Source organism: Halomonas tibetensis (assembly GCF_042643535.1).
GTDB lineage: Bacteria > Pseudomonadota > Gammaproteobacteria > Pseudomonadales > Halomonadaceae > Halomonas > Halomonas tibetensis.
Genome location: NZ_JBHRSQ010000006.1, coordinates 170213 through 193849 on the forward strand (window position 1 = coordinate 170213; position 23637 = coordinate 193849).

Annotated in this window: 24 protein-coding genes and 1 other RNA gene; 5 read left to right on the forward strand and 20 right to left on the reverse strand. The window is 64.5% G+C overall.

From position 1 onward, the window contains the following. Positions 1-30: 30 nt before the first annotated feature. From murG to rsmI, 11 genes are all read right to left on the reverse strand, one after another. Positions 31-1086 carry an undecaprenyldiphospho-muramoylpentapeptide beta-N-acetylglucosaminyltransferase gene (gene murG / locus ACFODV_RS01805; protein WP_379754297.1) on the reverse strand — a complete coding sequence of 352 codons (1056 nt, stop codon included), beginning with the start codon at positions 1084-1086 and terminating at the stop codon, positions 31-33. Between the two features lie 29 nt (positions 1087-1115). Next, entirely contained in the window at positions 1116-2390 is a 1275-nt protein-coding gene (gene ftsW / locus ACFODV_RS01810; RefSeq protein ID WP_379753720.1) for a putative lipid II flippase FtsW, read from the reverse strand. Next, positions 2387-3766: a UDP-N-acetylmuramoyl-L-alanine--D-glutamate ligase gene (murD, locus tag ACFODV_RS01815; protein WP_379753723.1), complete on the reverse strand. Its 1380-nt coding sequence runs from the start codon at positions 3764-3766 to the stop codon at positions 2387-2389. Before murD ends, ftsW begins: the two co-directional genes overlap by 4 nt. Positions 3767-3798: 32 nt before the next feature. Then, a complete protein-coding gene (mraY, locus tag ACFODV_RS01820) occupies positions 3799-4881 on the reverse strand; it encodes a phospho-N-acetylmuramoyl-pentapeptide-transferase (protein WP_379753726.1) in 1083 nt (360 codons plus the stop codon). Positions 4882-4890: 9 nt separating this feature from the next. Continuing rightward, a complete protein-coding gene (locus tag ACFODV_RS01825) occupies positions 4891-6279 on the reverse strand; it encodes a UDP-N-acetylmuramoyl-tripeptide--D-alanyl-D-alanine ligase (RefSeq protein WP_379753729.1) in 1389 nt (462 codons plus the stop codon). Then, on the reverse strand, positions 6276-7799 hold the full coding sequence (locus ACFODV_RS01830; RefSeq protein WP_379753731.1) for a UDP-N-acetylmuramoyl-L-alanyl-D-glutamate--2,6-diaminopimelate ligase: 1524 nt from the start codon (positions 7797-7799) through the stop codon (positions 6276-6278). The genes ACFODV_RS01825 and ACFODV_RS01830 overlap by 4 nt, the downstream gene beginning before the upstream one ends. Before the next feature lie 52 nt (positions 7800-7851). Continuing rightward, positions 7852-9561, reverse strand: coding sequence for a peptidoglycan D,D-transpeptidase FtsI family protein (locus ACFODV_RS01835; RefSeq protein WP_379753734.1), 1710 nt, complete (start codon positions 9559-9561; stop codon positions 7852-7854). Continuing rightward, a complete protein-coding gene (gene ftsL / locus ACFODV_RS01840; RefSeq protein ID WP_379753737.1) occupies positions 9558-9881 on the reverse strand; it encodes a cell division protein FtsL in 324 nt (107 codons plus the stop codon). The genes ACFODV_RS01835 and ftsL overlap by 4 nt, the downstream gene beginning before the upstream one ends. Before the next feature lie 10 nt (positions 9882-9891). After that, a complete protein-coding gene (gene rsmH / locus ACFODV_RS01845; RefSeq protein WP_379753740.1) occupies positions 9892-10848 on the reverse strand; it encodes a 16S rRNA (cytosine(1402)-N(4))-methyltransferase RsmH in 957 nt (318 codons plus the stop codon). Between the two features lie 61 nt (positions 10849-10909). Next, an RNA gene (gene rnpB, locus ACFODV_RS01850) (RNase P RNA component class A) lies at positions 10910-11262 on the reverse strand. A 115-nt stretch (positions 11263-11377) separates the two neighbouring features. Further along, positions 11378-12238: a 16S rRNA (cytidine(1402)-2'-O)-methyltransferase gene (gene rsmI / locus ACFODV_RS01855; RefSeq protein WP_379753743.1), complete on the reverse strand. Its 861-nt coding sequence runs from the start codon at positions 12236-12238 to the stop codon at positions 11378-11380. A gap of 50 nt (positions 12239-12288) precedes the next feature. Between rsmI and ACFODV_RS01860 the strand changes: the two genes are divergently transcribed. From ACFODV_RS01860 to ACFODV_RS01875, 4 genes are read left to right on the forward strand one after another with little or no spacing between them, the layout of a single operon-like run. Next, the gene (locus tag ACFODV_RS01860) at positions 12289-14037 is read left to right on the forward strand and encodes a penicillin-binding protein activator (protein ID WP_379753746.1); all 1749 of its coding nucleotides are present in this window, start codon (positions 12289-12291) and stop codon (positions 14035-14037) included. Continuing rightward, complete coding sequence (locus tag ACFODV_RS01865; protein WP_379753749.1) at positions 14018-14389, forward strand: YraN family protein; 372 nt, start codon at positions 14018-14020, stop codon at positions 14387-14389. The genes ACFODV_RS01860 and ACFODV_RS01865 overlap by 20 nt, the downstream gene beginning before the upstream one ends. A gap of 37 nt (positions 14390-14426) precedes the next feature. Then, the gene (locus tag ACFODV_RS01870; protein ID WP_379753752.1) at positions 14427-15020 is read left to right on the forward strand and encodes a phosphoheptose isomerase; all 594 of its coding nucleotides are present in this window, start codon (positions 14427-14429) and stop codon (positions 15018-15020) included. Between the two features lie 2 nt (positions 15021-15022). Beyond that, positions 15023-15604: a BON domain-containing protein gene (locus ACFODV_RS01875; RefSeq protein ID WP_379753755.1), complete on the forward strand. Its 582-nt coding sequence runs from the start codon at positions 15023-15025 to the stop codon at positions 15602-15604. Between the two features lie 102 nt (positions 15605-15706). On the opposite strand, the gene ACFODV_RS01880 is transcribed toward ACFODV_RS01875, so the two are convergent. The 8 genes from ACFODV_RS01880 to zapE form a co-directional block, all read right to left on the reverse strand. Beyond that, a complete protein-coding gene (locus tag ACFODV_RS01880) occupies positions 15707-16225 on the reverse strand; it encodes a ClpXP protease specificity-enhancing factor (protein WP_379753757.1) in 519 nt (172 codons plus the stop codon). A 49-nt stretch (positions 16226-16274) separates the two neighbouring features. Continuing rightward, positions 16275-16901 carry a stringent starvation protein SspA gene (gene sspA, locus ACFODV_RS01885; protein WP_379753760.1) on the reverse strand — a complete coding sequence of 209 codons (627 nt, stop codon included), beginning with the start codon at positions 16899-16901 and terminating at the stop codon, positions 16275-16277. A gap of 142 nt (positions 16902-17043) precedes the next feature. Continuing rightward, entirely contained in the window at positions 17044-17811 is a 768-nt protein-coding gene (locus ACFODV_RS01890) for a cytochrome c1 (RefSeq protein ID WP_379753763.1), read from the reverse strand. Then, the gene (locus ACFODV_RS01895) at positions 17811-19070 is read right to left on the reverse strand and encodes a cytochrome b (protein WP_379753767.1); all 1260 of its coding nucleotides are present in this window, start codon (positions 19068-19070) and stop codon (positions 17811-17813) included. Before ACFODV_RS01895 ends, ACFODV_RS01890 begins: the two co-directional genes overlap by 1 nt. After that, the gene (gene petA / locus ACFODV_RS01900; RefSeq protein WP_379753771.1) at positions 19070-19663 is read right to left on the reverse strand and encodes a ubiquinol-cytochrome c reductase iron-sulfur subunit; all 594 of its coding nucleotides are present in this window, start codon (positions 19661-19663) and stop codon (positions 19070-19072) included. The genes ACFODV_RS01895 and petA overlap by 1 nt, the downstream gene beginning before the upstream one ends. A 225-nt stretch (positions 19664-19888) precedes the next feature. Further along, entirely contained in the window at positions 19889-20278 is a 390-nt protein-coding gene (gene rpsI, locus ACFODV_RS01905; protein WP_379753774.1) for a 30S ribosomal protein S9, read from the reverse strand. Between the two features lie 14 nt (positions 20279-20292). Then, positions 20293-20721: a 50S ribosomal protein L13 gene (gene rplM / locus ACFODV_RS01910; RefSeq protein WP_379753777.1), complete on the reverse strand. Its 429-nt coding sequence runs from the start codon at positions 20719-20721 to the stop codon at positions 20293-20295. 156 nt (positions 20722-20877) lie between these two features. Then, a complete protein-coding gene (gene zapE / locus ACFODV_RS01915; protein WP_379753784.1) occupies positions 20878-22065 on the reverse strand; it encodes a cell division protein ZapE in 1188 nt (395 codons plus the stop codon). A gap of 196 nt (positions 22066-22261) precedes the next feature. Here zapE and ACFODV_RS01920 point away from each other — a divergent pair, with 196 nt between their 5' ends. Beyond that, the gene (locus tag ACFODV_RS01920) at positions 22262-22711 is read left to right on the forward strand and encodes a YhcB family protein (RefSeq protein ID WP_379753787.1); all 450 of its coding nucleotides are present in this window, start codon (positions 22262-22264) and stop codon (positions 22709-22711) included. Between the two features lie 81 nt (positions 22712-22792). Here the strand turns inward: ACFODV_RS01920 and ACFODV_RS01925 are convergent, their stop codons facing one another. Further along, positions 22793-23554, reverse strand: coding sequence for a Nif3-like dinuclear metal center hexameric protein (locus tag ACFODV_RS01925; RefSeq protein ID WP_379753790.1), 762 nt, complete (start codon positions 23552-23554; stop codon positions 22793-22795). Positions 23555-23637 lie beyond the last annotated feature (83 nt).

Genomic DNA, 23637 nt, shown 5'->3' on the forward strand with positions numbered 1-23637 from the left:
AGGGATTGGCCGGGTACCGGCCGTGTTGTGCTATCGCTCAAAACCTGTCTCCATGCAGCCGTCCACCAGGCGCTCGACGGCGTCGAGATGCGCGCAGGCTCGCGCTCGCGCGGCCATGGTGGCGAGAGTGTCGGGGTCGAGCAGCGCCGCCAGCCGATTGGCCAGCGTCGCCGCGCTGAGTTCTGGCTGGGGCAGCAGTTCGGCGGCCTCCTGTTCCACCAGTGCCCTGGCATTGGCCGTTTGGTGGTCATCTACCGCAAAGGGGAATGGCACGAACAGCGCCGGCTTGGCCGCGGCAGCGAGTTCCGCCACGGTCAGCGCACCGGCCCGGCATACCACCAGGTCGGCCCAGCCATAGGCCTCGGCCATGTCATCGATGAAGGGGGTCACCTCAGCGTTCACAGCCTGCTCGGCGTAGGCCTGACGGGTAGTGGCCTCCTTGTCGCGCCCCGCCTGATGGCGCACCTCGGGGCGCGCGACCTCGGGTAGTCGCGCCAACGCCTCGGGAAGACGCTCGTTGAGCACCTGGGCTCCCAGCGAGCCTCCCACCACCAGCAGACGCAGGCGCCTGCCGCGCATGGCCTCGGCCGTACGCGGCGTCTCACCCAGGGCGGCGATCTCCTCGCGCACCGGATTGCCGATCACCTCGCCGCGCTCACCAAAGGCCTGGGGGAATGCCGCATAGACGCGCCGCGCCAGCCGCGAGAGCGCCCTATTGGTCAGCCCGGCCACGGCATTCTGCTCGTGAATCACCAGCGGGCGGCGTGACAGCCAGGCGGCCAGCCCCCCGGGGCCACTGGCGAAACCACCGAGCCCCACCACCAGTTGGGGATCGAAGCGGCGAATCACCCGCCACGCCTGCCACACGGCCCGGGTCAGGTTGAACGGTGCCAGCAGCCAGCCGGCCGCGCCATTGCCCCGCAGCCCGGCCACCGCAATACGATGCAGGGGAAACTTCGCCTCCGGCACCAGACGATTCTCGATGCCGCGGGGACTACCCAGCCAGGCCACTTCCACCCCCTCGGCGGCTAGCCCCCGAGCCAGGGAGAGGGCTGGAATAACGTGACCCCCGGTGCCCCCGGCCATGATCAGGGCGCGACGTCCAGGTCGCTTACTCACTTGGTGGCTCCTTGTCGTTTAGCTTCTCGTTGAGAGAGTGGCTGAAAAGGTGGACCTGAGGTAGGGCCCGAGGCGTCACGGCGTTCGTCGGCACGCGGCGCCGCGGGGCTCGCCCGTCGCCGAGCCTGGCGGGTCTCGATATCGGCGCGCAACAGCAGCGCCATCATCACCGCGCTGACCAGCAGGCTTGAACCGCCATAGCTGAGCAGCGGCAAGGTCAGGCCCTTGGTGGGCAGCATGCCGCTGCTCACCGCAATGTTGATAAAAGCCTGGGCGCCGATCACCAGGGCAATGCCATAGCTGAGGTAGGCGGCGAAGGGCTGGCGGGCCAGTTCGGCGCGCCGTCCCACCGCCATGGCCCGCCAGATCAGGAGGGCGAAAAGACCCACCACTCCCACGGCACCAAACAGACCGAGCTCCTCGGCCAGCACAGCGAAGACGAAGTCGGTGTGGGCCTCGGGCAGATAGAAGAGTTTCTGCACGCTGTTGCCAAGCCCCATGCCAAGCCAGCTACCCCGACCAAAGGCGATCAGCGCCTGGGTCAGCTGGTAGCCGCTGGCGAACTGGTCGGCCCAGGGATCGGCGAAGCTGGTCAAGCGCGCCAGACGGTAGGGCTCGGCCACGGCCAGGAACGCACCACCCGCCACCACCACCAGCGCAAGCAGCAGGAAACGCCCCCAGGGGGCCCCGGCCATCAGCAGCATGCCCATCACACAGGCAGTCATGACGACCACAGCGCCGTAGTCGGGCTCCAGGATCAGCAGCACCCCGATAACGGCGAGCACCAGTAGCGGCCGCAGGAAGGCACCCCACTGCCGACGGACCTGGGGCAGGAAACGCTCCAGATAGCCGGCCATGTAGGCGATCAGGCACAGCTTGGCGACCTCCGAGGCCTGCAGGTTGAAGGGCACCCCGGGGATCGAGAGCCAACGCTTGCTGCCGTTGATCTCTCGCCCCACCATCAGCACCAGCACCAGCAGTGCGATGCCCACCAGCAGCAGCAACGGGCCGTTGACCTTCCACCAGGCCAGAGGCATGCGCAGCACGAAGGCCGCCACGATCAACGCCACAACCAGGAAGAAGCCGTGGCGGATGCTGAAATACCAGGGGTTGCCGGTGAGGCTCGCCGCCACTTCAGACGACGCCGAGGTCACCATCACCCAGCCGATCAGCATCAGCGACAGCGTCGCAATCACCAACCATCCGTCGAAGGGCTGATCCCGGGTGGAGAGCCGCTCGCGGAGCCTGGTCAGTCGGAACGGTGGCTTCATGACCTCCCCTCCGTCAGCTGACGATGCACCCAGCGCCGGAATACCTCGCCGCGCTCCTGATAGTTAGCAAACTGATCGAGACTGGCACAGGCCGGTGAGAGCAGCACGCAGTCGCCGGGCTCGGCGATCTGGGCGGCGCGCCCCATCGCCGCCTGCAGGTCCTCCACCACGGTGACGGGCAGCCGACCGCGAATGGCGCGCTCCAGGCGCTCGGCGTCCAGGCCGAAGAGGATCGCCTCGCGGCCGAAACGCCCCAGGGGGTCTGCCAGAGGGGTGAAGTCCGCCCCCTTGCCGACCCCGCCCGCCAGTAGGATCAGCTTGCCCTCGAGGGTCGGGCCGAGCCCAGCGATGGCGGCCAGGGTGGCGCCCACGTTGGTGCCCTTGGAGTCGTTGATCCAGCGCACGCCGCCTGCCTCGGCCACCAGCTCACCGCGGTGGGGCAGGCCCGGAAAGCGGCGCAGCACGCGGCACATCGCCTCCAACGGCAAACCCAGCCGATGTCCCATGGCCAGCGCTGCCAGGGCGTTAGCCTGGTTGTGGCGCCCAGCCAGGCGAACCTGGGCGGCGGGCATCAGGAGGCTCTCCCCATGCATCAGCCAGTCACTGCCGTGGTGACGGCCGATGCCCCACTCGCCGGCCTGGGGCGGGCGCGTGGTAAAGCGGTCCTGAGCCGGAAGCCGTGCCTCGGGCCATGTGTTCGCATCATCGGCGTTGACCACGCCGTGGCGGGCACCGCGAAAGATGCCGAGCTTGGCAGCACGGTAGCCGGCCATGTTGCCGTGGCGGTCAAGGTGGTCCTCGGAGAGATTGAGGAAAGCCACGGTCTCCGCCCCCAGCCGAGGCGTGGTCTCGAGCTGAAAGCTGGAAAGCTCCAGCACATAGAAGTCGGCATCGGGCTCATCGGCCAGCAGGTCCAGGGCCGGGGTGCCCAGGTTGCCCCCCACCGCCACCCGGCGACCGGCCTCGATGGCCATCTCACCGACCAGGGTGGTCACGGTGGACTTGGCGTTGGAGCCGGTGATGGCAACGATGGGGGCCCTGGCCGAACGTACGAACAGCGCGATCTCGCCCACCACCATCGGTTCACCGGTGGCCTCGCGTACCCGGCCGGAGAGCTCGGCCAGTCCCGGGGTCTGGGGATCGACGCCCGGGCTCACCACCACCTCCTCCACCCCGGCGAGATCGAGTTCGGTGAGCTGACCGCAGTGGATCACGACGCTGGGGTGGGCGGCATGGAAATCGTCCATGCCCGGTGGCGCTGCACGGGTGTCGGCCACCATGTAGGGAACCCGCTGGCGCTCAAGATGACGGCAGATGGCGCGGCCGGAGATTCCGAGCCCGACCACCAGAGTGACACCTGTCGGCACCTTGAACATATCCTGCTCCTTGACCGCGTGAAAGCCTTCGCTCAGCGCACCTTGAGGGTGGCCAACCCGATCAGCACCAGCACCACGGTGATGATCCAGAAGCGAACGATGACTCGAGGCTCGGGCCAGCCCTTCAACTCATAGTGGTGGTGCAGAGGAGCCATGCGGAAGATGCGCCGTCCGGTAAGCTTGTAGGAGCCCACCTGCAGGATCACCGATACGGTCTCCATGACGAAGATGCCGCCCATGATGAACAGCACGATCTCCTGGCGCACGATCACCGCCACCACGCCCAGCGCAGCCCCCAGCGCCAGCGCCCCCACGTCGCCCATGAACACCTGGGCAGGATAGGTGTTGAACCACAGGAAACCCAACCCCGCGCCGGCGATAGTGGCGCAGAATACCGCCAGCTCGCCAGCCCCGGGAATGAAGGGAATCTGCAGGTAGTTGGCGAACACCGTGTTGCCGCTGGCGTAGGCAAACACCGCCAGGCCCATGGCCACCAGCACGGTGGGCATGATGGCCAGGCCATCCAGGCCGTCGGTGAGGTTCACCGCGTTGGAGCTGCCGACGATCACGAAGTAGGTCAGCACGATGAAGAACCACCCCATCGGCAGCACCACGTCCTTGAACAGCGGCACGATCAGGCTGGTCTCCACCGGCGAGGCCGCGGTCACGTAGAGGAGCACCGCGGCGACCAGGCCGACCACCGACTGCCACAGGTACTTCCAGCGCGCCGGCAGGCCGCGGGGATTTTTTTCCACCACTTTGCGGTAGTCGTCCACCCAGCCGATGGCGCCGAAGCCGAGGGTCACGCCCAGCACGATCCACACGTAGTGGTTGGCGAGATCGCCCCACAGCAGGGTGCTGACGGCGATGGCCATCAGGATCATGGCACCGCCCATGGTGGGCGTGCCAGCCTTGGAGAGATGGGATTGGGGGCCATCATCGCGCACCGCTTGGCCAATCTGACGTTCGACCAGCCGGCGGATCATCACCGGGCCCAGCCACAGGCAGAGCACTAGGGCCGTGATGGTACCCAGAATCATGCGCAGGGTCAGATAGATGAAGACATTGAAGGCGCTGAAGTATGGCGCCAGAAACTCAGCCAGATAGAGCAGCATGTATCGCGTTCACCTTGATCGATCCTGGCGCAATGCCGTCACCACCTGCTCCATGGCGGCACTGCGCGATCCCTTTACCAGCACGCTGGCGCCGGGAGGAAGATGGTCGAGGGCGTGACGCACCAGCGCCTCGCGCTCTTGGAAGTGGCACCCGCCTGCGCCAAAGGCGCGGGAGGCAGCTCTAGCCGCCTCGCCACAGGTACCGAGGAAATCAATTTCCAGTTTCCGTGCGTGATCTCCGATCTCGGCATGCAGCCGTTCGGAGGCCTCCCCCAGCTCCCCCATGGCGCCCAGCAGGCACCAGTGTGGGCCCGGCAGCGTGACCAGCAGGTCGAGCGCCGCCTTTACGGCGCCGGGATTGGCGTTATAGGTATCATCCAGCAGTCGCGAGCCGTTGACGCCAACAGTGACCGATAGCCGCCCGGCCATGGGCATGACGTCGCCCAGGCCGGTCACCACATCATCAGCTGCCAGGCCCAGAGCCAGGGCAGCAGCGGCGGCGGCCAACGCGTTGGCCACGTTGTGGCGCCCGAGCAGGCCTAACTGAACTCGTCCCAGTTCGGCACCGTCCGCGACAAGCGTGAAAGCATAGCGCCCCAGGGCATCGCAGGCCAGCGCGGTGGCAGTGACCCGCGCCTGAGGGTCGAGGCCGAAGTCGCGCACCTCGCGGGGGGCGGCGAGGCGCTCCCAGATGGCGAAGTAGGCGTCGTCGCGGTTGAGAACCGCCACGCCGTCGAGCGGCAAGCCGGCGAGGATCTCCGCCTTGGCCTGGGCAATGCGCCCCATGCCGCCGAACTCGCCGACATGGGCACCGGTGACATTCGTAATTACCGCCACCGTAGGCTCAGCCAGCACGCTGGTCCAGGCGATCTCCCCCAGGTGGTTGGCACCGAGCTCCACGACCGCCTGGCGGTGCACATCGTTGAGTTCGAGCAGGGTCAGCGGTGCGCCGAAGTCGTTGTTGAGGTTGCCGCGGGTGGCCAGCGTCGCCCCGCGCCGCGACAGCAAACAGGCCAGCAGCTCCTTGACGGTGGTCTTGCCGCTGTTGCCGGTCACTGCCACCAGAGGGCCGCCCCAGGCCCGGCGACGGGCGCGACCCAACAGCCCCAGGGCCAGGCGGGTATCGGCTACCTCGAGTGGGGCCAGGCCGTCGGGCACGGCGCTTCTGTCTGCCATGGCGCCGGCCTCGACCACGGCCGCGACGGCACCGGCCGCCTGCGCCTGGTCGAGGAAGTCATGGGCATCGAAACGCTCGCCCCTGAGTGCCACGAACAGGCTGCCCGGGGTCAACCGACGTGTATCGGTCGCGATATCGCCGATGGGCAGGTCTCCGGCCGGAGCAGGAAGCCCCAGCGCCTCAGCCACCTCGGCCAGAGTGGTCAACCCGCAGCGGCTCATGACAAGCCCTCACCCGCGTCCCCGTTACCGCTCCCCCCGCGGCGGGCGGCCAGCGCACGCTCGGCCTCCGCCAGATCGGAGAAGGGGTAACGCACGCCGGCGATCTCCTGATAGGCCTCGTGCCCCTTGCCGGCGATCAGCACGACATCCGCGGCGTCGGCCTCGGCCAGTACCCGGGCGATGGCCTCGCTGCGACCGTCGATCTCCAGTGCCTTCGCCCGCGCCGCCAGACCGGCAAGCACCTGGGCGCGAATCGCTGCCGGCTCCTCGCCACGTGGGTTGTCATCGGTGATCACCAGGCGGTCAGCGTGGCGGTCGGCGGCGGCGGCCATCAGCGGGCGCTTGCCGGAATCCCGATCGCCGCCGCAGCCGAACAGACACCACAGCTGCCCATCCACCGGCAGGTGGTCACGCAGGGCGGCCAGGGCGTTGTCCAGGGCATCCGGGGTGTGGGCGTAGTCGATGACCACGCTGGGCGCGCCGGGGCGCACCAGGGCCTCCATGCGCCCCGGCACCGGGGCGAGCCTCGCGGCGGCATCGAACAGCTCGCCGATGTCATGCCCCAGCCCGTAGAGGGTAGCCATGGCCAGCAGCACGTTATCGAGGTTGAAACGGCCGAGCAGCGACGTCTCCAACACTCGTTCCCCCTCGGGGGTAGCCACCAGCGCCCGCTGCCCCTCGGCATGGGGGTGCCAATCGACCACCCGGAAGGTCACCGCCTCATCCTGCCCGATGGCCAACACCCGCGCGCCCTTGCGCAGGCCGGCCAGCATCAATCTCGCCAGGGGATCGTCGGCATTGACCACGGCGAGTGTGAGCTCTTCACGACGAAACAGCTTCGCCTTGGCAGCGGCGTAGGCGGCCATGCTGCCATGGTAGTCCAGGTGGTCTCGGGTCAGGTTGGTGAACACCGCAGCGCTCAGCCGGCAGCCATCGAGACGACCCTGCTCCAAAGCATGAGAGGAGACCTCCATGGCCACTCTGCGCACGCCGGCGCCTGCCAACTCGGCGAGAGCCGCCTGCAGCGCCAGGGGCCCGGGCGTGGTCAGTCCGCCATCGTGCAGCGCCCCCGGCCGCCCATGGCCCAGGGTACCCACCAGGCCGGCCTCGGTGCCGAGGGCCTGGCTCAGCTCGGCAATGTAGTGGGTCACCGAGCTCTTGCCATTGGTGCCGGTCACGCCGATTAGCTCCAGGCTACCAGGCACAGAAAAGAGCTCGCGCCCCAGCTCGCCCAGGCGCTCGCGAAGGGCGGGCAGCGCCACTACCCGGGGATCGCCGGGACAGGAACGCTCATCGTCGACGTGGCAGAGCACCGCATCGGCCCCGGCGGCCAAGGCCGATGCGATGAAATCGCGACCGTCGGCGGCCACGCCGGGCACTGCCACAAACACTCCCCCCGGGGCGGCCTGGCGACTGTCAGTACACAGCCGGATCGACTCGCCGGCCAGGGTCGTCAGGGGGGCGGCGTCGGGCCAGAGGCGCCCTAGTGTCTCCACCAGACGTGATGACGTCACCTGCATGCGGGGCCTCGCGAGTCTCGAGAAACGGGGGGGATCGTCGACATGATGGGCCTCAGCGACTACGCAGATCGGGGGGCACGTCGAGGAGGCGCAGAGCGCTGCCAACAACGCGGGAGAAAACCGGTGCGGCCACGGCGCCGCCATAATAGCTGTCACCTCGGGGGTGATCGATCATCACCACGGTGACGATGCGCGGGTCCGACACCGGCGCAATGCCGGCGAACAGGCTGCGATAGGCATCCTGCACATAGCCACCGGCACCCGTCTTGCGAACCGTGCCGGACTTTCCGGCCACTCGATAGCCCGCCACCATGGCGCGCCTCGCCCCGGTGTTGGGCTGAACGGACTCCTCCATGACTCGCAGCAAATCGTGGGCCACGGCGCGGTCGATGGCCTGCTCACCCGACGGCGGCGCCGGCAGCCTGAGCAGCGAAGGCGGCAGGCGCATGCCGCCATTGGCCAGGGAAGTGTAGGCGCTGGCCAGCTGCAGCGCTGAGATCGACAGGCCATAGCCGTAGGAGAGAGCCGCCCACTGGCTGCTCGACCAGCGCACGGGTGCCGGCAGGGTGCCGGTGGACTCACCGGGGAAGCCGGTCTCGGGGCTCTGGCCAAAGCCGACCCGACGGTAGAGATCCGGCACCAGGGGATCATCGAGCGCCAGCACCAGCTTCGACATGCCGATGTTGGAGGACTTCTCGAGGATGCCAGCCAGGCTCAGCTCGCCGTAGTTGCGGATGTCGCGGATGGTAAATCGGTCGATGCGCATCCAGCCCGGCGAGGTGTCCACCACCACGTCGCGAGGAAACTGACCGCTCTCCATGACCGCCGCCATGGCCAGCGGCTTTACCACCGAACCGGGCTCGAAGACGTCGACGATGGCCTGGTTGCGAAGGCCGCGGGGGTCGAGACCCGCGCGATTGTTGGGGTTATAGGAGGGCTGATTGGCCATGGCCAGCACCTCGCCAGTACGGGCATCCATCATCACCACCACGCCGCCGTCGGCGTCGTGCTCGGCCACTGCCGTCTTCAGCTCACGGTAAGCCATATACTGCAGGCGCTGGTCGATGGACAGCGTCAACTCGCCACCGGGGCGCGCCTCGCGCAGCACTTCGAGGTCACGCACCAGGCGACCACGGCGGTCTTTTAGTACACGCCGCTGCCCCGGCTCTCCGGCCAGGTAGGGCTGATAGGCAAGCTCGAGGCCCTCCTGGCCCACGTCGTCGACGTTGGTGACACCGAGCAGCTGGGCGGCCACCTCGCCCGCCGGGTAGTAGCGCTTGTATTCATCCTGGCGGTAGACCCCGGGGATTCGCAGGTCCAGCACACGCTGGGCCGCCTCAGGCGTTAGCTGACGGCGCAGGTACATAAACTCCCGAGAGGCGAAGCGATCCAGACGTGCATCGAGATCATCAAGCGTCATACCCAGTGAACGGGCCAGCTGCAAGCGCTGGATGGGATCCTCGGGCACGTCCTGGGGGTTGGCCCACAGGGTCACCACCGGCGTGGAGATGGCCAGGGGCTCTCCGTTACGGTCGCTGATCATGCCGCGGTGGGCGGGAAGCGGGTCGGTGCGCAGGGTGCGAGCATCGCCCTGCCCCTGCAGGAAGGGGCGGTCGACCACGTGGAGGATAACGATACGCCCCACCAGCAGGCCCAGCCCCAGCAGCACGATGGAGAGCATGATGACGTAGCGCACCCCTCCCATGGGGGCCATGGGAGGTGGACGGCGGGGTGAAACGCCGCTGCGAACCTCGGTGCTCATGGCTGGATCACCTCGACCTCATCGACGTCAGGCAGGCGCATCTCCAGACGCTGCATGGCCAGGCGCTCGATGCGCGCCGGCGACGACCAGGCGCTCTCCTCGAGCAGTAGCTGACCCCACTCGGTCTGCAACTGGTTCTGCTCGCGCTCGAGCTGCTGCATGCGACCATACTGTTCACGAGTCAGATGGCTGGCAGTGATCACCGCCAGGGCACTGGCCAGACAGGCTATCAGCAGTGCCACTACCACCATCAGCGACAGACTGGGCCGCAGGTCCAGCGGCCAGCCAAAACCCGATGTCGAGGTTCGTCCCTGTGTCATGTCGCCTACCTCAATAACGCTTGCGAGCCGCTCGCATCACAGCGCTGCGCGCCCGGGGGTTCTCGTCCACCTCCTGGGGTCCCGCACGCTGGGCCTTGCCCAGCGCCTCCAGACGCCGCTCGAGCTGGTCGTCGGTAATCGGGATGCCCCGCGGCAGGTGGGTATCGCCACGCACATGATGCCGGATGAAACGCTTGACGCGGCGATCCTCAAGGGAGTGAAAGCTGATCACCACCAGGTGGCCACCGGGGGCAAGCGCCTCCAGAGCAGCCTCCAGAGCGGCATCAAGCTGTTCCAACTCGGCGTTGACGTGGATGCGCAGGGCCTGGAAGACCCGGGTGGCAGGGTGCTTGTGCTTCTCCCAGGCGGGGTGGGCAATCTTGACCACCTCGGCCAGATCCGCAGTGCGCTCGAAGGGCTGGTCGGCGCGTCGGGCGACAATGGCCCTGGCGAGCCGCCGAGCGTAGCGCTCCTCGCCATACTCCTTGAACACCCGGGTCAGCTCTGCCTCCCTTGCCTTGGCAATGAAGGCCGCGGCGCTTTCCCCCTGAGAGGGGTCCATGCGCATGTCCAGGGGGCCGTCGCGCATGAAGCTGAAGCCACGCTCGGGGTCGTCGAGCTGCGGTGAGGAGACGCCCACATCGAGCAGAATGCCGGCCAGGCGACCATGCACGCCATTCTTCTGGGCGATCTCGCCCAGGCGGGCGAACTCGGCACGTTCGATGGTGAAGCGGGAGTCATCGATGGAGGCCGCGTCGACGATGGCCTCGGGGTCGCGATCAATGGCGAGAAGCCGTCCGGCCGGCGACAGACGGGCGAGGATGGCCCTTGAGTGGCCACCACGGCCGAAGGTGCCGTCCAGATAGACCCCGTCGGCGTCATGCACCAGGGCCTCCACGGCGCCGTCGAGCAGCACGCTGGCATGGCGGAAGCTCCGCGGAGCTATATCAGGTGCGGATGACGACATGCGTTTCTCGATCATGGGCTGACGTGTCGGCAACAAGCCGCACGCTCAGGGATGGTAATCAGGAGGGAGTCAGCCGATAAGCCGGGTTCTGTCGTAGACAGTCATTCCTCTAGGGGGCGCGTCACCACGACCCTCAAGCAACCTACCCGAACCCGACGCGGGCCACGTCATGGGGTTCCTATTTGGTCTTGCTCCGAGTGGGGTTTACCTTGCCACGCACTGTTGCCAGGCGCGCGGTGCGCTCTTACCGCACCCTTTCACCCTTACCGGCCTCCCGGAGGAGACGTAGGCGGTCTACTCTCTGCTGCACTTTCCGTCGGCTCACGCCGCCCAGGCGTTACCTGGCACTCTGCCCTGTGGAGCCCGGACTTTCCTCCCCCGAATTGCTTCGGCGGCGACTGTCTGGCCGACTCCCGGCGCAAGGATACCAGTGCCCCGACACCCCCTCAACAACCGACTTCATCCGGGCAAGATTTGACAACGCTGGTTGGCTCGCCTCCGACGCGTCGGCGAGCCTCGCCTGGCGTTGCTATACGCTCATATCCTTCAGTGCCTGGGCGCGGGCATACCAGACCTTCTTGGCCCCGCCCAGCACTCGCGACGCCACCGCCGCGACCTGCTTGACGCCGACACCCTCGGCCAGCAACGCCGCCATCAGCGCTTCTCCCTCGACCACCGCGGCCTCATCTTCTTCCCGCGGCGGGGCGCCGGCCACCATCACCACGAATTCGCCCCGGACCTGGTCGGGATCGACTTCCATGCGGATAAGAAGCTCAGCGGCAGAGCCGTCCAGAAAGGTCTCAAAGGTCTTGGTCAGTTCCCGGGCGAGCACCAGCCGTCGCTCGCCCAGCACCGTCGCCAGGTCGGTCAGAGTGTCGCGGATGCGGTGGGGCGACTCGTAGAAGACCAGCGTCTCCTCACGGGCGGCCAGCAATTCCAGTCGACCGCGGCGCCCCGCTCCCTTGGCCGGCAAAAATCCCTGGAAGGTGAAGCGATCAGTGGGTAAACCCGCCGCGGATAGGGCCGCCACCAGAGCGCAGGCACCCGGCACCGGCACGATACGCCGCCCCCGGGCACGCAGCTCGCGAACCAGCACAAAGCCAGGGTCGCTGATCAGCGGTGTGCCCGCATCGCTGACGAGAGCAACGGACTCCCCGGCAACCAGCCTGGCGTCCAGCTGTTCAACCCGAGCCGCCTCGTTGTGTTCGTGCAGCGAGAGCATCGGCACCGACAGCCCCAGGTGGCGCAACAGTCGACCGGTATGACGGGTATCCTCGGCGGCTATCACCGCCACTTCACCCAGCAGCCGCGCCGCCCGCGAGCTAAGGTCCTCCAAATTCCCAATCGGAGTGGCGACCACGTACAATGAGGCTACGTTACCATTTGACACCTGCGGCTCCTCGGCAAAGTGGCCGACACAACGGACTTGAGGATGAATTCATGCGGATACCCACTCGCGGCCTGCTGGCCACCGCGCTCTGTGCGATGCTGCTGGCGAGCTGTGCCGTGCCGCCCGCCATCGTTGATCGCGTGACGGAAGATGACCCGGCACGCCTGCTCGAACAGGCTGGCCAGCAGCAGCCAGCCCAGGCGGCCAGGACACGCCTGGAAGCGGCAGACATCCTAGCACGACAGGGGGAGCGCACCCAGGCGCTGGAGATTGCAGCGGACATCGAGGATGGTCTGCTCGAGGGGTCCCAGCGCGCACGCTGGGCCGTGCTGCTAGCCGATCTCGGCGAAGCACTCGGTAATACTCAAGCGGTCATCCAGGCCACCCGCAACCTGAACGATCTGCCCTTGGACCCTGGCCAAGCCATGTCACTGCTTGAGCGAAGGGGGCTAGCGCTGCTGGCCGAGGATGAGCCGGCCGCTGCCGGCCGAGCGCTACTGCGCGTCCAGGCCGCAAGCAACGACGTCGCACTCAATGATTCAATCTGGGAGGCCCTTACCCGCATGAACCGCCAGGCGCTGGGCGACCTGGCACAGCAGACAGACCCCCTGACCCAGGGCTGGGTCGCGCTCGCCGATCTGTATCGCTCCAGCGGCGGCAATATCGATCGCTTCTTTGACCGCCTTGAGGAGTGGCGCGGACGCAACGGTCGCCATCCCGCCGCCCGCCATTTGCCCGCTTCCCTGATCACGCTGAATGAGCTGCGCGGCTTCGAAGTCCGTCATATTGCGGTATTCCTGCCGGAGTCCGGCCCCCTGGCACAGCCTGCCTCGGCCATCGCCGAGGGCATGCGCACGCAGCAGCGCAGCGCGGGCGACAGCATCCAGCTGAGCTTTTTCGACGCCGCTCGAGGCGACCTGGAAGCCCTCTACCGGGAGGCCGAAAACCGCGGCGCCCAGGTAGTGGTCGGTCCTCTGGACAAGGACCAGGTAGGCCAGTTGGAGTCCCTCGACCGAGTGGCACTACCCACTCTGGCGCTAAATTATGGAAACGCCGACCGCAACACCGCCGCCGGACTTTTCCAGTACGGGCTCTCCGCCGAAGATGAGGCCATACAGGCTGCCGCACGTGCCTGGCGCGACGGACACCGCAGGGTCGCCCTGCTGGTACCCGACAACGACTGGGGCCGCCGAGTGGGCGAGGCTTTCTGGAATGAGTGGCAGGCTCGCGGCGGCGAAGTCACCAACGCCGTGCGCTACAACCCCGGCGCCCCGGCCACCGACAGTACACGGCGCGCCATCAGCAACCCCCGCCCGGAAGCGCTGTTCCTGCTCGCTCTGCCCGACTATGCTCGCCAAGTGCCACCAACCCTGGATTATTACGGCGCCAGCCAGCTGCCGATCTACGCTACCTCGCAGCTCTTCGAGGGACGCCTTAACCCTCGTCTCGACCACGACCTGAACGACGTTCAGTTCCTGGATATCCCGTGGCAGATTCCCGAGGCCGCGGTGGGGGGCATCGAGGCGCTCCCCTTCCTGGAAAGTTATCAAGCATTGAGAGAGGGGGCGGACCCGCGGCTGTTCCGCCTGAATGCCATGGGGGTCGATGCCTTTGAGCTGGCCCGTCGCCTGCCCCAGCTGCAGGCCATTTCCGGTAGCGAACTGCAGGGCGCTACCGGCACGCTTCGCCCGGGCAGTGACGGACGCATCGAGCGCCAGCTGCCCTGGGCGAAGTTCGTTAACGGCGTTCCCCAACCGATCCTGATCCCCGGGGTATTCGGTGACGAACGGACCCCGTGACGCACGAGCTCGCGGCGAGGCCATCGAGCGCCTCGCCGCGACATGGCTCGCCGAACAAGGCTTGGTGCTGGTGGCAGCCAACCAGCATGCCAAGGGCGGCGAGCTGGACCTGGTGATGCGAGACGGCGATATGCTGGTATTCGTTGAAGTTCGCCATCGGGCCAATACCCGCCATGGCCATCCGTTAGAAACCGTCACCTTCACCAAGCAGCGTCGGCTGATCCGGGCTGCGCGTTTTTATCTCCAGCGCAACCGGCTATCATGTCCTTGCCGCTTCGATGTGCTGGCCGTTACCGGCCTGCCGCCCCACCTCGAGTATAATTGGGTCGCCAACGCCTTCGATGCGTACTGACCGGTCACGCCAAACTGCCAAAGGACCCGGACACCACATGGATTTCCAGCAGCGTATTCTCGGCCACTTTAACGCCAGCATCGACACCAAGACCTATGCCAGCGAAGTCCTGCCTCCATTTATCGAGGTGGCAAGCCAAATGATGGTCCAGTGCCTCGTCAATGAGGGCAAAATCCTGGCATGCGGCAACGGCGGCAGCGCCGGAGACAGCCAGCACTTCTCGTCGGAGCTGCTTAACCGATTCGAACGCGAGCGGCCCAGCCTACCGGCCCTGGCGCTCACTACCGACACCTCGACGCTAACGTCCATTGCCAACGACTACAGCTATAACGAAGTGTTCTCCAAGCAGATTCGCGCGCTCGGACAACCCGGCGATATTCTCTTGGCCATCTCTACCAGCGGCAACTCGGGCAACGTTATCCAGGCCATCCAGGCCGCCCACGATCGTGACATGAGCGTGGTGGCAATGACCGGTCGTGACGGCGGCAACATGGCCTCCCTGCTCGGCCAGGACGACTGCGAGATCCGCGTCCCGGCCACCTCAACGGCCCGCATTCAAGAGGTACACCTGCTGGTGATCCACTGCCTCTGTGACCTTATTGACGAACAACTCTTCGGTACAAGCGAGTGACCATGATAATCCGCAAACCCCTGCTCAGTTCTCTCCTGCTGGCCGCCGTCCTGGGCCTGACCGGCTGCACCACCGTCACCAGCGTCACTCACCAGGGCACCATCGACGAGAATTACGGCAAACGCACCGCCGGTGCCCAGGTCGAGGACCAGAGCATCGAGACCAAGGTCAGCCACAACATGCCTCGCATCGATGCCCGCCTGGGTGATGCTCGCATCAACGTGGACAGTTACAACGGCGTGGTACTGCTTACCGGCCAGGTGCCCAGCCAGGAGCTCAAGGATAAGGCCAGCGAAGTTGCTCATGAGGTTCGCAATGTGCGCGAAGTGCACAATGAGCTCTCGGTGGCCGCCAACCTGCCGGCCAGCCAGCGACTTTCAGACACCTGGCTCAACACACGCATCCGAACCAACCTGGCCGCCAACGACCGCATCGACTCGGGACGCATCCGCGTGATCACCGAAAACGCCAGCGTCTACCTGATGGGCATTGTCAGCCGAACCGAGGCCGACCGCATTGTTCAAGCTGTTTCAAACGTCGGTGGCATGCAGCGCATCGTCAAGGTGTTCGACTATATGGATTGAGCCACCCTTTCAGCAGCAGAATGCAAAACGGCAGGCCATAGGCCTGCCGTTTTGCATGTCGTGCATGACGCATTGACCTGGAGCGTCCAGGTGCTCGGCGACTTACTTGATCACCCTCAGAGAAGGCTTGCCTTTGCGTGGCGATGGCTCGTTTTTTCGTGGCGATGATTCGCCTTTGGGAGAGCCGTCGTCATCGGACGCGCTATCATCATCAGGCGCACCGTGTGACTCTCCATCGGCATCCACGCTGGCTAGACCCGGCCCTGGCTCCTTCCCTGCCTCCTCGCTGGCGAGTACCGGCTCATGGCCGAACACCATGCCGACGCCATTCTCGCGGGCGTAAATGGCCACCAGCGCCGAATTGGGAACCATCACCCGCATCGGCTGGCCGCCAAAGCGGGCGGAAAAACCCAGCGCCTCGTTCTCCATGAACAGGTCTCGTACCGCGCCGGGCGAGAGATTGAGCACGATCTGACCGTTCTGCACGAACTGTCGCGGCACTTCCACACCGGGCTGTTCGGCGTCGACCACGATATAGGGTGTCAGATCATTGTCCACAAGCCACTGATACAGAGCCCTGGCCAGGTAGGGACGGCTTGAGTAGGGGCGACTAGATGACATCGTCAGGCCCTCCGGATTGCGGCCCCCGATCAGGCCGGGGGCGGTGGTTTCAGCTGCGAATTTCGCGCTCGACTTCGCTCAGCGAGGCCTTGAACCCCTCGCGGTCGAAGACCCTCTCCATATAGGCCAGCAAGGGCTTGACCTGCTTCTCGGGCAGGTCGATACCCAATGCCGGTAGCCGCCAGAGAACCGGCGCGAGACAGCAGTCCACCAAGGTGAACTCCTCACTCATGAAGTAGGGCATATCCTCGAATATCGGCGAGATACCCACCAGACTCTCGCGCAGTTCCTTGCGCGCCTTGTCGGCTTCCTTCTTGGGTCCCTTCTCGATCTGCTCGACCAGCGGGCACCACTCACGCTCAATGCGGTGCATCCACAGTCGGCTCTGGGCACGCGCCACCGGGTAGACCGGCAGGAGGGGCGGATGAGGAAATCGCTCGTCCAGATACTCCATCATCACCTTGGACTCATACAGCACCAGCTCACGGTCCAGCAGAGTGGGCACGCTGTTGTAGGGGTTGAGGTCGGCAAGCTCCTCGGGGCGCTGCTCGTCGGTGACCTCGACGATGTCCACTGCCACGCCCTTCTCGGCGAGCACGATCCGCACGCGATGGCTAAAGTGATCTGCACCGCCCGAGTAGAAGGTCATCGACGACCGCTTGGCCACTACACCCATGTAAGATTCCTCGCATCAATTCGAATGGCAATCATACCACGACAGTCAACCCCGGGTGACTGAGCCACGCGACGTCCTGCCAACAGCATAGGGGGCGCATGGCCCACGGCCATGCGCCCCCATTCATCTACACCACAGTGGATCAGTGAACGTCGCGCCAGTACTCACGCTTCAGGAAATAGGCAATGACGCCAAAGATAAAGATAAAGATCAATACTTTAGGGGCCATTGCCTGGGCCTGCAACTTGGAGGGCTCACCCACATAGACCAGGAAGTTCGTCAAATCGTACACGGCCTCCTCGAACTCGTCCGGCTCCATGCTGCCGGGACGCGTCACCTGCAGCACATCACAGGACTGGTACTTGCCGGTCAGCGGGTCCAGCTCGGCACCCTCGATGGGACGATCACTTTGGCTGCACACACGCTCCTGCACGCCCTGCAGGGGCTCGAGCACGTTGGGCATTGCCACCAGCTCGAACACGGCGTTGTTGACCCCGGTAGGACGGCTCGGATCCTTGTAGAAAGTGAGCAGATAGGAGTAGATCCAGTCTTCGCCACGCACACGGGCACGAAGGCTAAGATCAGGAGCAGGAGCGCCAAACCAGTTAGCGCCATCCTCCGAGGTCATAGCATTGTGCATCTGGTCGTTGTATGCCTGCTGGCTGGAAAAGATCAGGTTCTGCTCCACCAGGTCCTGGGGGATACCAAAGTCCTCTGCGACCCGGGCAAAACGCTGGTGCTCCAGTGAGTGGCAACCCATGCAGTAATTGGTGTAAAGCTGCATGCCCCGCTGCACGGACGCCTCGTCGTTGAGATCCGGCGTCATCGAGAAGGGAACATCTGCCGCCGGCGCTGCCATCGCCGTGAAAGGCACCAGCGCGAAGAGCATTGCGAACAGTTGCTTTTTCATTAGCCAGTCACCCTTTCCGGAACGGGTTTGGTCTTCTCCAACCGAGTGTATATCGGCATCAAAAAGAAGAAGGCGAAGTAGATCACGGTGCACAGCTGGGATACCAGCGTGCGCAGCGGAGTCGTTGGCAGCGCACCAAGAATACCCAGGATCACGAAGCTGATAGCAAACAGCACCAGCATCGTCTTGGACATCCAACCCTTGTAGCGCATGGAGCGTACCGGACTACGATCTAGCCAGGGCAGCACAAAGAGCACCGCGATAGCCCCACCCATGCAGATTACGCCCAGTAACTTGGCATCAAGACCGAACAGGCTGAAGGTGATGGCACGCAGGATCGCGTAGAAGGGCGTGAAGTACCATACCGGCGCGATATGGTCCGGGGTCACCATGGGGTTCGCCGGCTCGAAATTGGGCTTCTCGAGGAAGTAACCGCCGCCCTCCGGGAAGTAGAAGATCACCACCGCGAACACGAACAGGAAGATCGAAATACCGACCAGATCCTTCACCGTGTAGTAAGGATGGAAGGGGATACCGTCCAGAGGTTTGCCAGCCTCGTCCTTCTTGGCCTTGATATCGATGCCGTCAGGATTGTTGGAACCAACTTCGTGCAGAGCGATGATGTGCAGAACCACCAACGCCAGAATCACGATGGGCAGCGCCACGACATGCAGGGCAAAGAAGCGATTGAGAGTAATCCCGGAAATAAGGAAGTCGCCGCGAATCCACTGGGTCAGGTCAGGCCCGATAACAGGGATCGCCGAGAACAGCGAGATGATGACCTGGGCCCCCCAGTAGGACATCTGGCCCCAGGGAAGCAGATAGCCCATGAACGCCTCGGCCATGAGCAGCAGATAGATGGTCATGCCGAAGATCCACACCAACTCACGAGGCGCCTTGTAGGACCCGTAGAGCAGGGCACGGAACATGTGCATGTAGATCACCACGAAGAAGGCTGTGGCGCCGGTAGAATGCATATAGCGTATCAGCCAGCCGTACTCCACATCCCGCATGATGTACTCGACCGACGCAAAGGCTCCTTCAGCGGAGGGGTTATAGCTCATGGTCAGCCAGACACCGGTAAGAATCTGGTTGACCAGTACCAGCAATGCCAATACGCCGAACAGGTAGAAAAAATTGAAGTTCTTTGGCGCGTAGTACTTGGTCAGGTGATCCTGAGCCATCTGAGTGGCGGGAAAACGGTCGTCGATCCAGCGCATGAGACCTTTTTCGGCCTTCGCCTTGTTCGGGTTAGCCATCAAGCAGTCTCCTCGTCTTCACCAACGATGATGATGTCGTCAGTCTCGAAGCGATACGGCGGCACCTCCAGATTGGTCGGTGCCGGCACGTTGCGGAATACTCGACCCGCCAGATCGAAATAGGAACCGTGACAGGGGCAGAAGAAGCCGCCCGGCCAATTGTCCATGTCCACCGCATCGGGCTCAGGTCTGAACAGGGGCGAACAACCCAAATGCGTGCAGATACCGATCAGAACGCCGATCTCGGGGCGGATGGAACGCAGTGGACCAGACACATAGCCGGGCTGCTGCGGCACCTCGGAATCAGGATCGGAAAGTCGCGAACCGTCGAAGCCCTCGGTGCGTTCGATCATCTCCGCGGTGCGATTGATGATCCATATCGGCCGACCGCGCCACTCAACGGTCATGCGCTGGCCAAGCTCGAGCTTGGACACATCCGCTCGAACCGGCGCACCCGCCGCTCTCGCCCTGGCACTGGGCTGCCAGGAAGCCACAAAGGGGACCGCTACCCCGACAGCACCCACCGCACCCACGACGGTGGTGGCACCTACGAGGAAACGGCGCCGACCCTTGTTTACGCCGTTGTCTGCCATTTCAAGATTTCTCCCATCAGCTTACCCGTTAATCCATCACGGGCGGAATCAGCATCCCGTGACTACGGATACCAAATGCGCTCTATAGTAAGAAAATGCGCCTCACCATACAAGGACAACGACCCTTGACGAAGGTGTAACACGCCTAACAACTCGTTGACCGAGAAACAAAAACGCCCGAGTCTTGGACCCGGGCGTGAGCGTTTGCAGCGCGATATTCGGCGCTTAACGCTTGGAGAACTGCGGACGACGACGCGCCTTGCGCAGACCGACCTTCTTACGCTCGACCTGGCGAGCATCGCGGGTCACGTAGCCGGCTTCACGCAGCTGACCGCGGAAATCCTCGTTGTACACCATAAGCGCACGGGTAATCCCGTGGCGAATAGCGCCGGCCTGGGACGAACCACCGCCACCCTTGACGGTGACGAAGACGTCAAACTGGCCCAGGGTGTCCGTCAGCTCGAGGGGCTGGCGAACCACCATGCGACCAGTGACTCGGCCGAAGTAATGATCCAGATCAAGGCTGTTGACGGTGATCTTGCCGGAGCCCGGCTTCATAAAAACGCGCGCGGTAGAGGTCTTGCGGCGCCCGGTACCGTAATACTGCTGTGTCATGGCGAAGGACTCCCTCAGATGTTCAGTTCTTGCGGCTGCTGGGCGGCGTGCGGATGCTCGGCACCGGCATAGACCTTGAGCTTGGTGTACATGGCGCGGCCCAGCGGACCCTTGGGCAACATGCCCTTGACGGCACCTTCGATAATGCGCTCAGGCGCATGCTCGATCAGCTTGTCGAAGGTCATTGAGCGCAGGCCACCGGGATAGCCGGTGTGACGGTAGTAGGTCTTGTCCTTGGCCTTGTTGCCGGTGACCTTCACCTTTTCAGCATTGATCACGACGATGTAGTCGCCGGTATCGACATGCGGGGTAAATTCCGGCTTGTGCTTGCCACGCAAGCGACGAGCAATTTCGGTGGCCAGGCGGCCGAGCGTCTTGTCCGTGGCGTCGACGACATACCAGTCGCGCTGGACGGACTGCGGCTTCGCAGTGAACGTCTTCATGGAGCTATCACCAGTTCAAGTGTATTGGGTTCCGTTGCCGTTGCTCAGGCATTGAACCATCCCTATTCTTTTTAGGTTGCCAACCGCCGACTGACGGCGACAACAAGTCAAAGCGCGCGAATTCTACCTGATATCTCGCCATGAACGCAATGCCGCTCATGGCTTGTGAGGAAGCGCCAGGTATTCGTGGGACTGCATCTCCTGCAGACGCGAGAGCGTGCGTTGGAACTCGAACTCGAGCCGACCATCCGCGTAGAGCCGCTCGGCGGGCTCTTCTGCGGACATCAACAGCTTGACGCCGCGATCGTAGAACTCATCGACCATGTTGATGAAACGTCGCGCCTGATCGTCCGTCGCCCCGCTCATTCGAGTGACATTTGAGACCAGCACGGTATGAAATTCCCTGGCCAGTTCAATGTAGTCGTTCTGGCTGCGCGGGCCGTCGCAAAGTTCACGGAAATCGAACCATACCACATCGTCGTGCAGCCGCCGGGCATGCAGCACGCGGTGGTTGATCTCGATGGCAGTCGCTGCCTCACCCTCGTGACCGGCGATCTCGCGGAAGCTGCGAGCGAGCTCGATCTCGGCGGCATCATCCAGCGGTGCATGGAAGATCTCGGCGCGCTCGAGGGCACGAAGCCGATAGTCGATGCCCGAATCCACATTGACCACCTCACAGTGACGCTTGAGCAGCTCGATAGCCGGCAAGAAGCGGGCCCGCTGAAGGCCATTCTGGTAGAGCTCGTCTGGCACGATATTGGAGGTGGCTACCAGCACCACGCCCTGCTCGAAGAGGGCTTCGAGCAGGTTAGCCAGAATCATCGCATCGGTGATGTCCTTGACGAAGAACTCATCGAAGCAGATCACCCGCGCCTCGCCGGCGAATTTGGCGGCAATAAGCGTCAAGGGGTTCTTCTCGCCCTTGTAATGGGTCAGTTCGTTGTGCACTCGCTGCATGAAACGGTGGAAATGGGTACGCATCTTGTCGGAGAAGGGCAGAGACTCATAGAAGGCATCCATCAGATAGGTCTTGCCGCGGCCGACGCCGCCCCAGAAGTAGACTCCCATGACCTCGGGAAGCACCGGTTCTGGAACAGATGTCTCTCGGCTGCGCTTGCCAAACAGGCCGGCCACCCGCGAGGCAACGCCCCCCTTGGGTGGCACAGCCCGTGGACGGGTGCGAGCTGTCACCACAAGCTCATCGTGGAGGCGCTGCAGGTGAGCAACCGCCTGCTCCTGAGCGGCATCGTACTGGAAGTCGTCCCGCTTCAGATCGGCGCGGTAGCGCTCAGTGGGCGAAAGGCGAGCATCTCGGGACTCGTCTGGGGTCGGCGTGGGACTCATGCGGATAACGGACCGTCTCGGTTTAGAAAGGTTGAATACTATACGCCTAGCACGAACGGCGTGCATCGGAATGACCGCGAGGGAGCAGGCGCGTTGACCCGCCGCCGCCGGTCGGTTCTATAATAGTTCCACTGGACGGGGCCGCACCGATGCGGACCTTCACGTCTACATGATCCACCGCCCCAGGGAGACAGACGTGGACCTAAGCAAGATCAGCTGGATTCTCGCCATCGCCTGCCTGCTCGCCGGCATCGGACTGGGTGCACTGGGCTACCACCTGCTCAACACCAGTGCCGCCAGCCTGCAGAAGCTGCGTCAGCGCCTGGCCGAGAGCGACCGTGAACTGACGGCCCTGCGAAACGGCATGGACGACCACCTTGACGAAGTCTCCCGCCTGGTGGCTGCACTACAGCGGAACGGCGAAGCCCTGGCCAGCCGTGTGGCGCAAGACGCCCGCAGTCTGGGCGGCAAGGGGGAGCCAACCTCCCGCCTGGGGGTCTCCGCCAGCGGGACACCGTCGGAGAGAGACGGGGAGGCGCCAGCAATGCCACGCGACTATGCCAACGACTCCGGAGGCACGCTCTCCGAGGAATTCGGGCTCAAGGACGACGACGACGCCAAGGCACCTCAACCGCCCCGCTACTGACGACACCGCTTCCCTCTCTGCCTTTCTACAGTTCCCTGCTCTCTCGACAGTCTATTGTCGCTTTCCCGGCAGCTTTTGCCCTCAAGCGGGGTTGTCGATATCCACAAACCGATGTGCAAGGCCGAATTCGCCAGCCAGCCATTCACCCAGCATCTGGACACCATAGCGCTCGGTGGCATGGTGACCCGCTGCCAGGTAGTGAATGCCCAGCTCACGCGCCAGATGGGTCGTGCGCTCGGAGATCTCCCCGGAGATGAAGGCGTCGGCGCCGGCCTCCCAAGCCGCGGTAATCATGTCCTGTGCCCCACCGGTACACCAGGCCACGCGGCGGACTTCTCCCTTGCCCGGCGCTTCCACCAGCAGCGGTTCTCGCCCCAGCCGATCACCGACGTGAGCGGCCAGCCCCCGGGCATCCAGAGTAGCGTGCGTCGCCCCCAACCATAGCAACCCCTCCCCTGGCTCCCCATCGGCGCACCCCTGAAACTTGAAACCCAGCAGGCGGCCGAGCTCCGCGTTGTTGCCCAGTGTCGCGTGGGCGTCCAGTGGAAGATGGTAGGCCAGCAGGCTGATATCGTGGGCCAACAGCGTTCGGATGCGACGACGCTTCATGCCGGTAATGGCCACCGGCTCGTTCTTCCAGAAAAAGCCGTGATGGACCAGCACCAGGTCCGCCTGCCAGTCGACCGCCTCATCGAGCAGCGCCTGGCAGGCGGTAACGCCGCTCAGCACTCGATGCACGCTTTCACGCCCCTCGACCTGCAGGCCGTTAACGGTGTAGTCCTTGAAGCGCTCCGGCGACAGCTCTCGATTACAGGCGGCTACCAGGTCATCGCGATTCGGCATGGGGCCCTCCCTCGTGAATGGGGTGACAATGTTACAATCGCCATTGTACCGACGGGACCTGCCCTCTGCACCGCCCTGCTCCC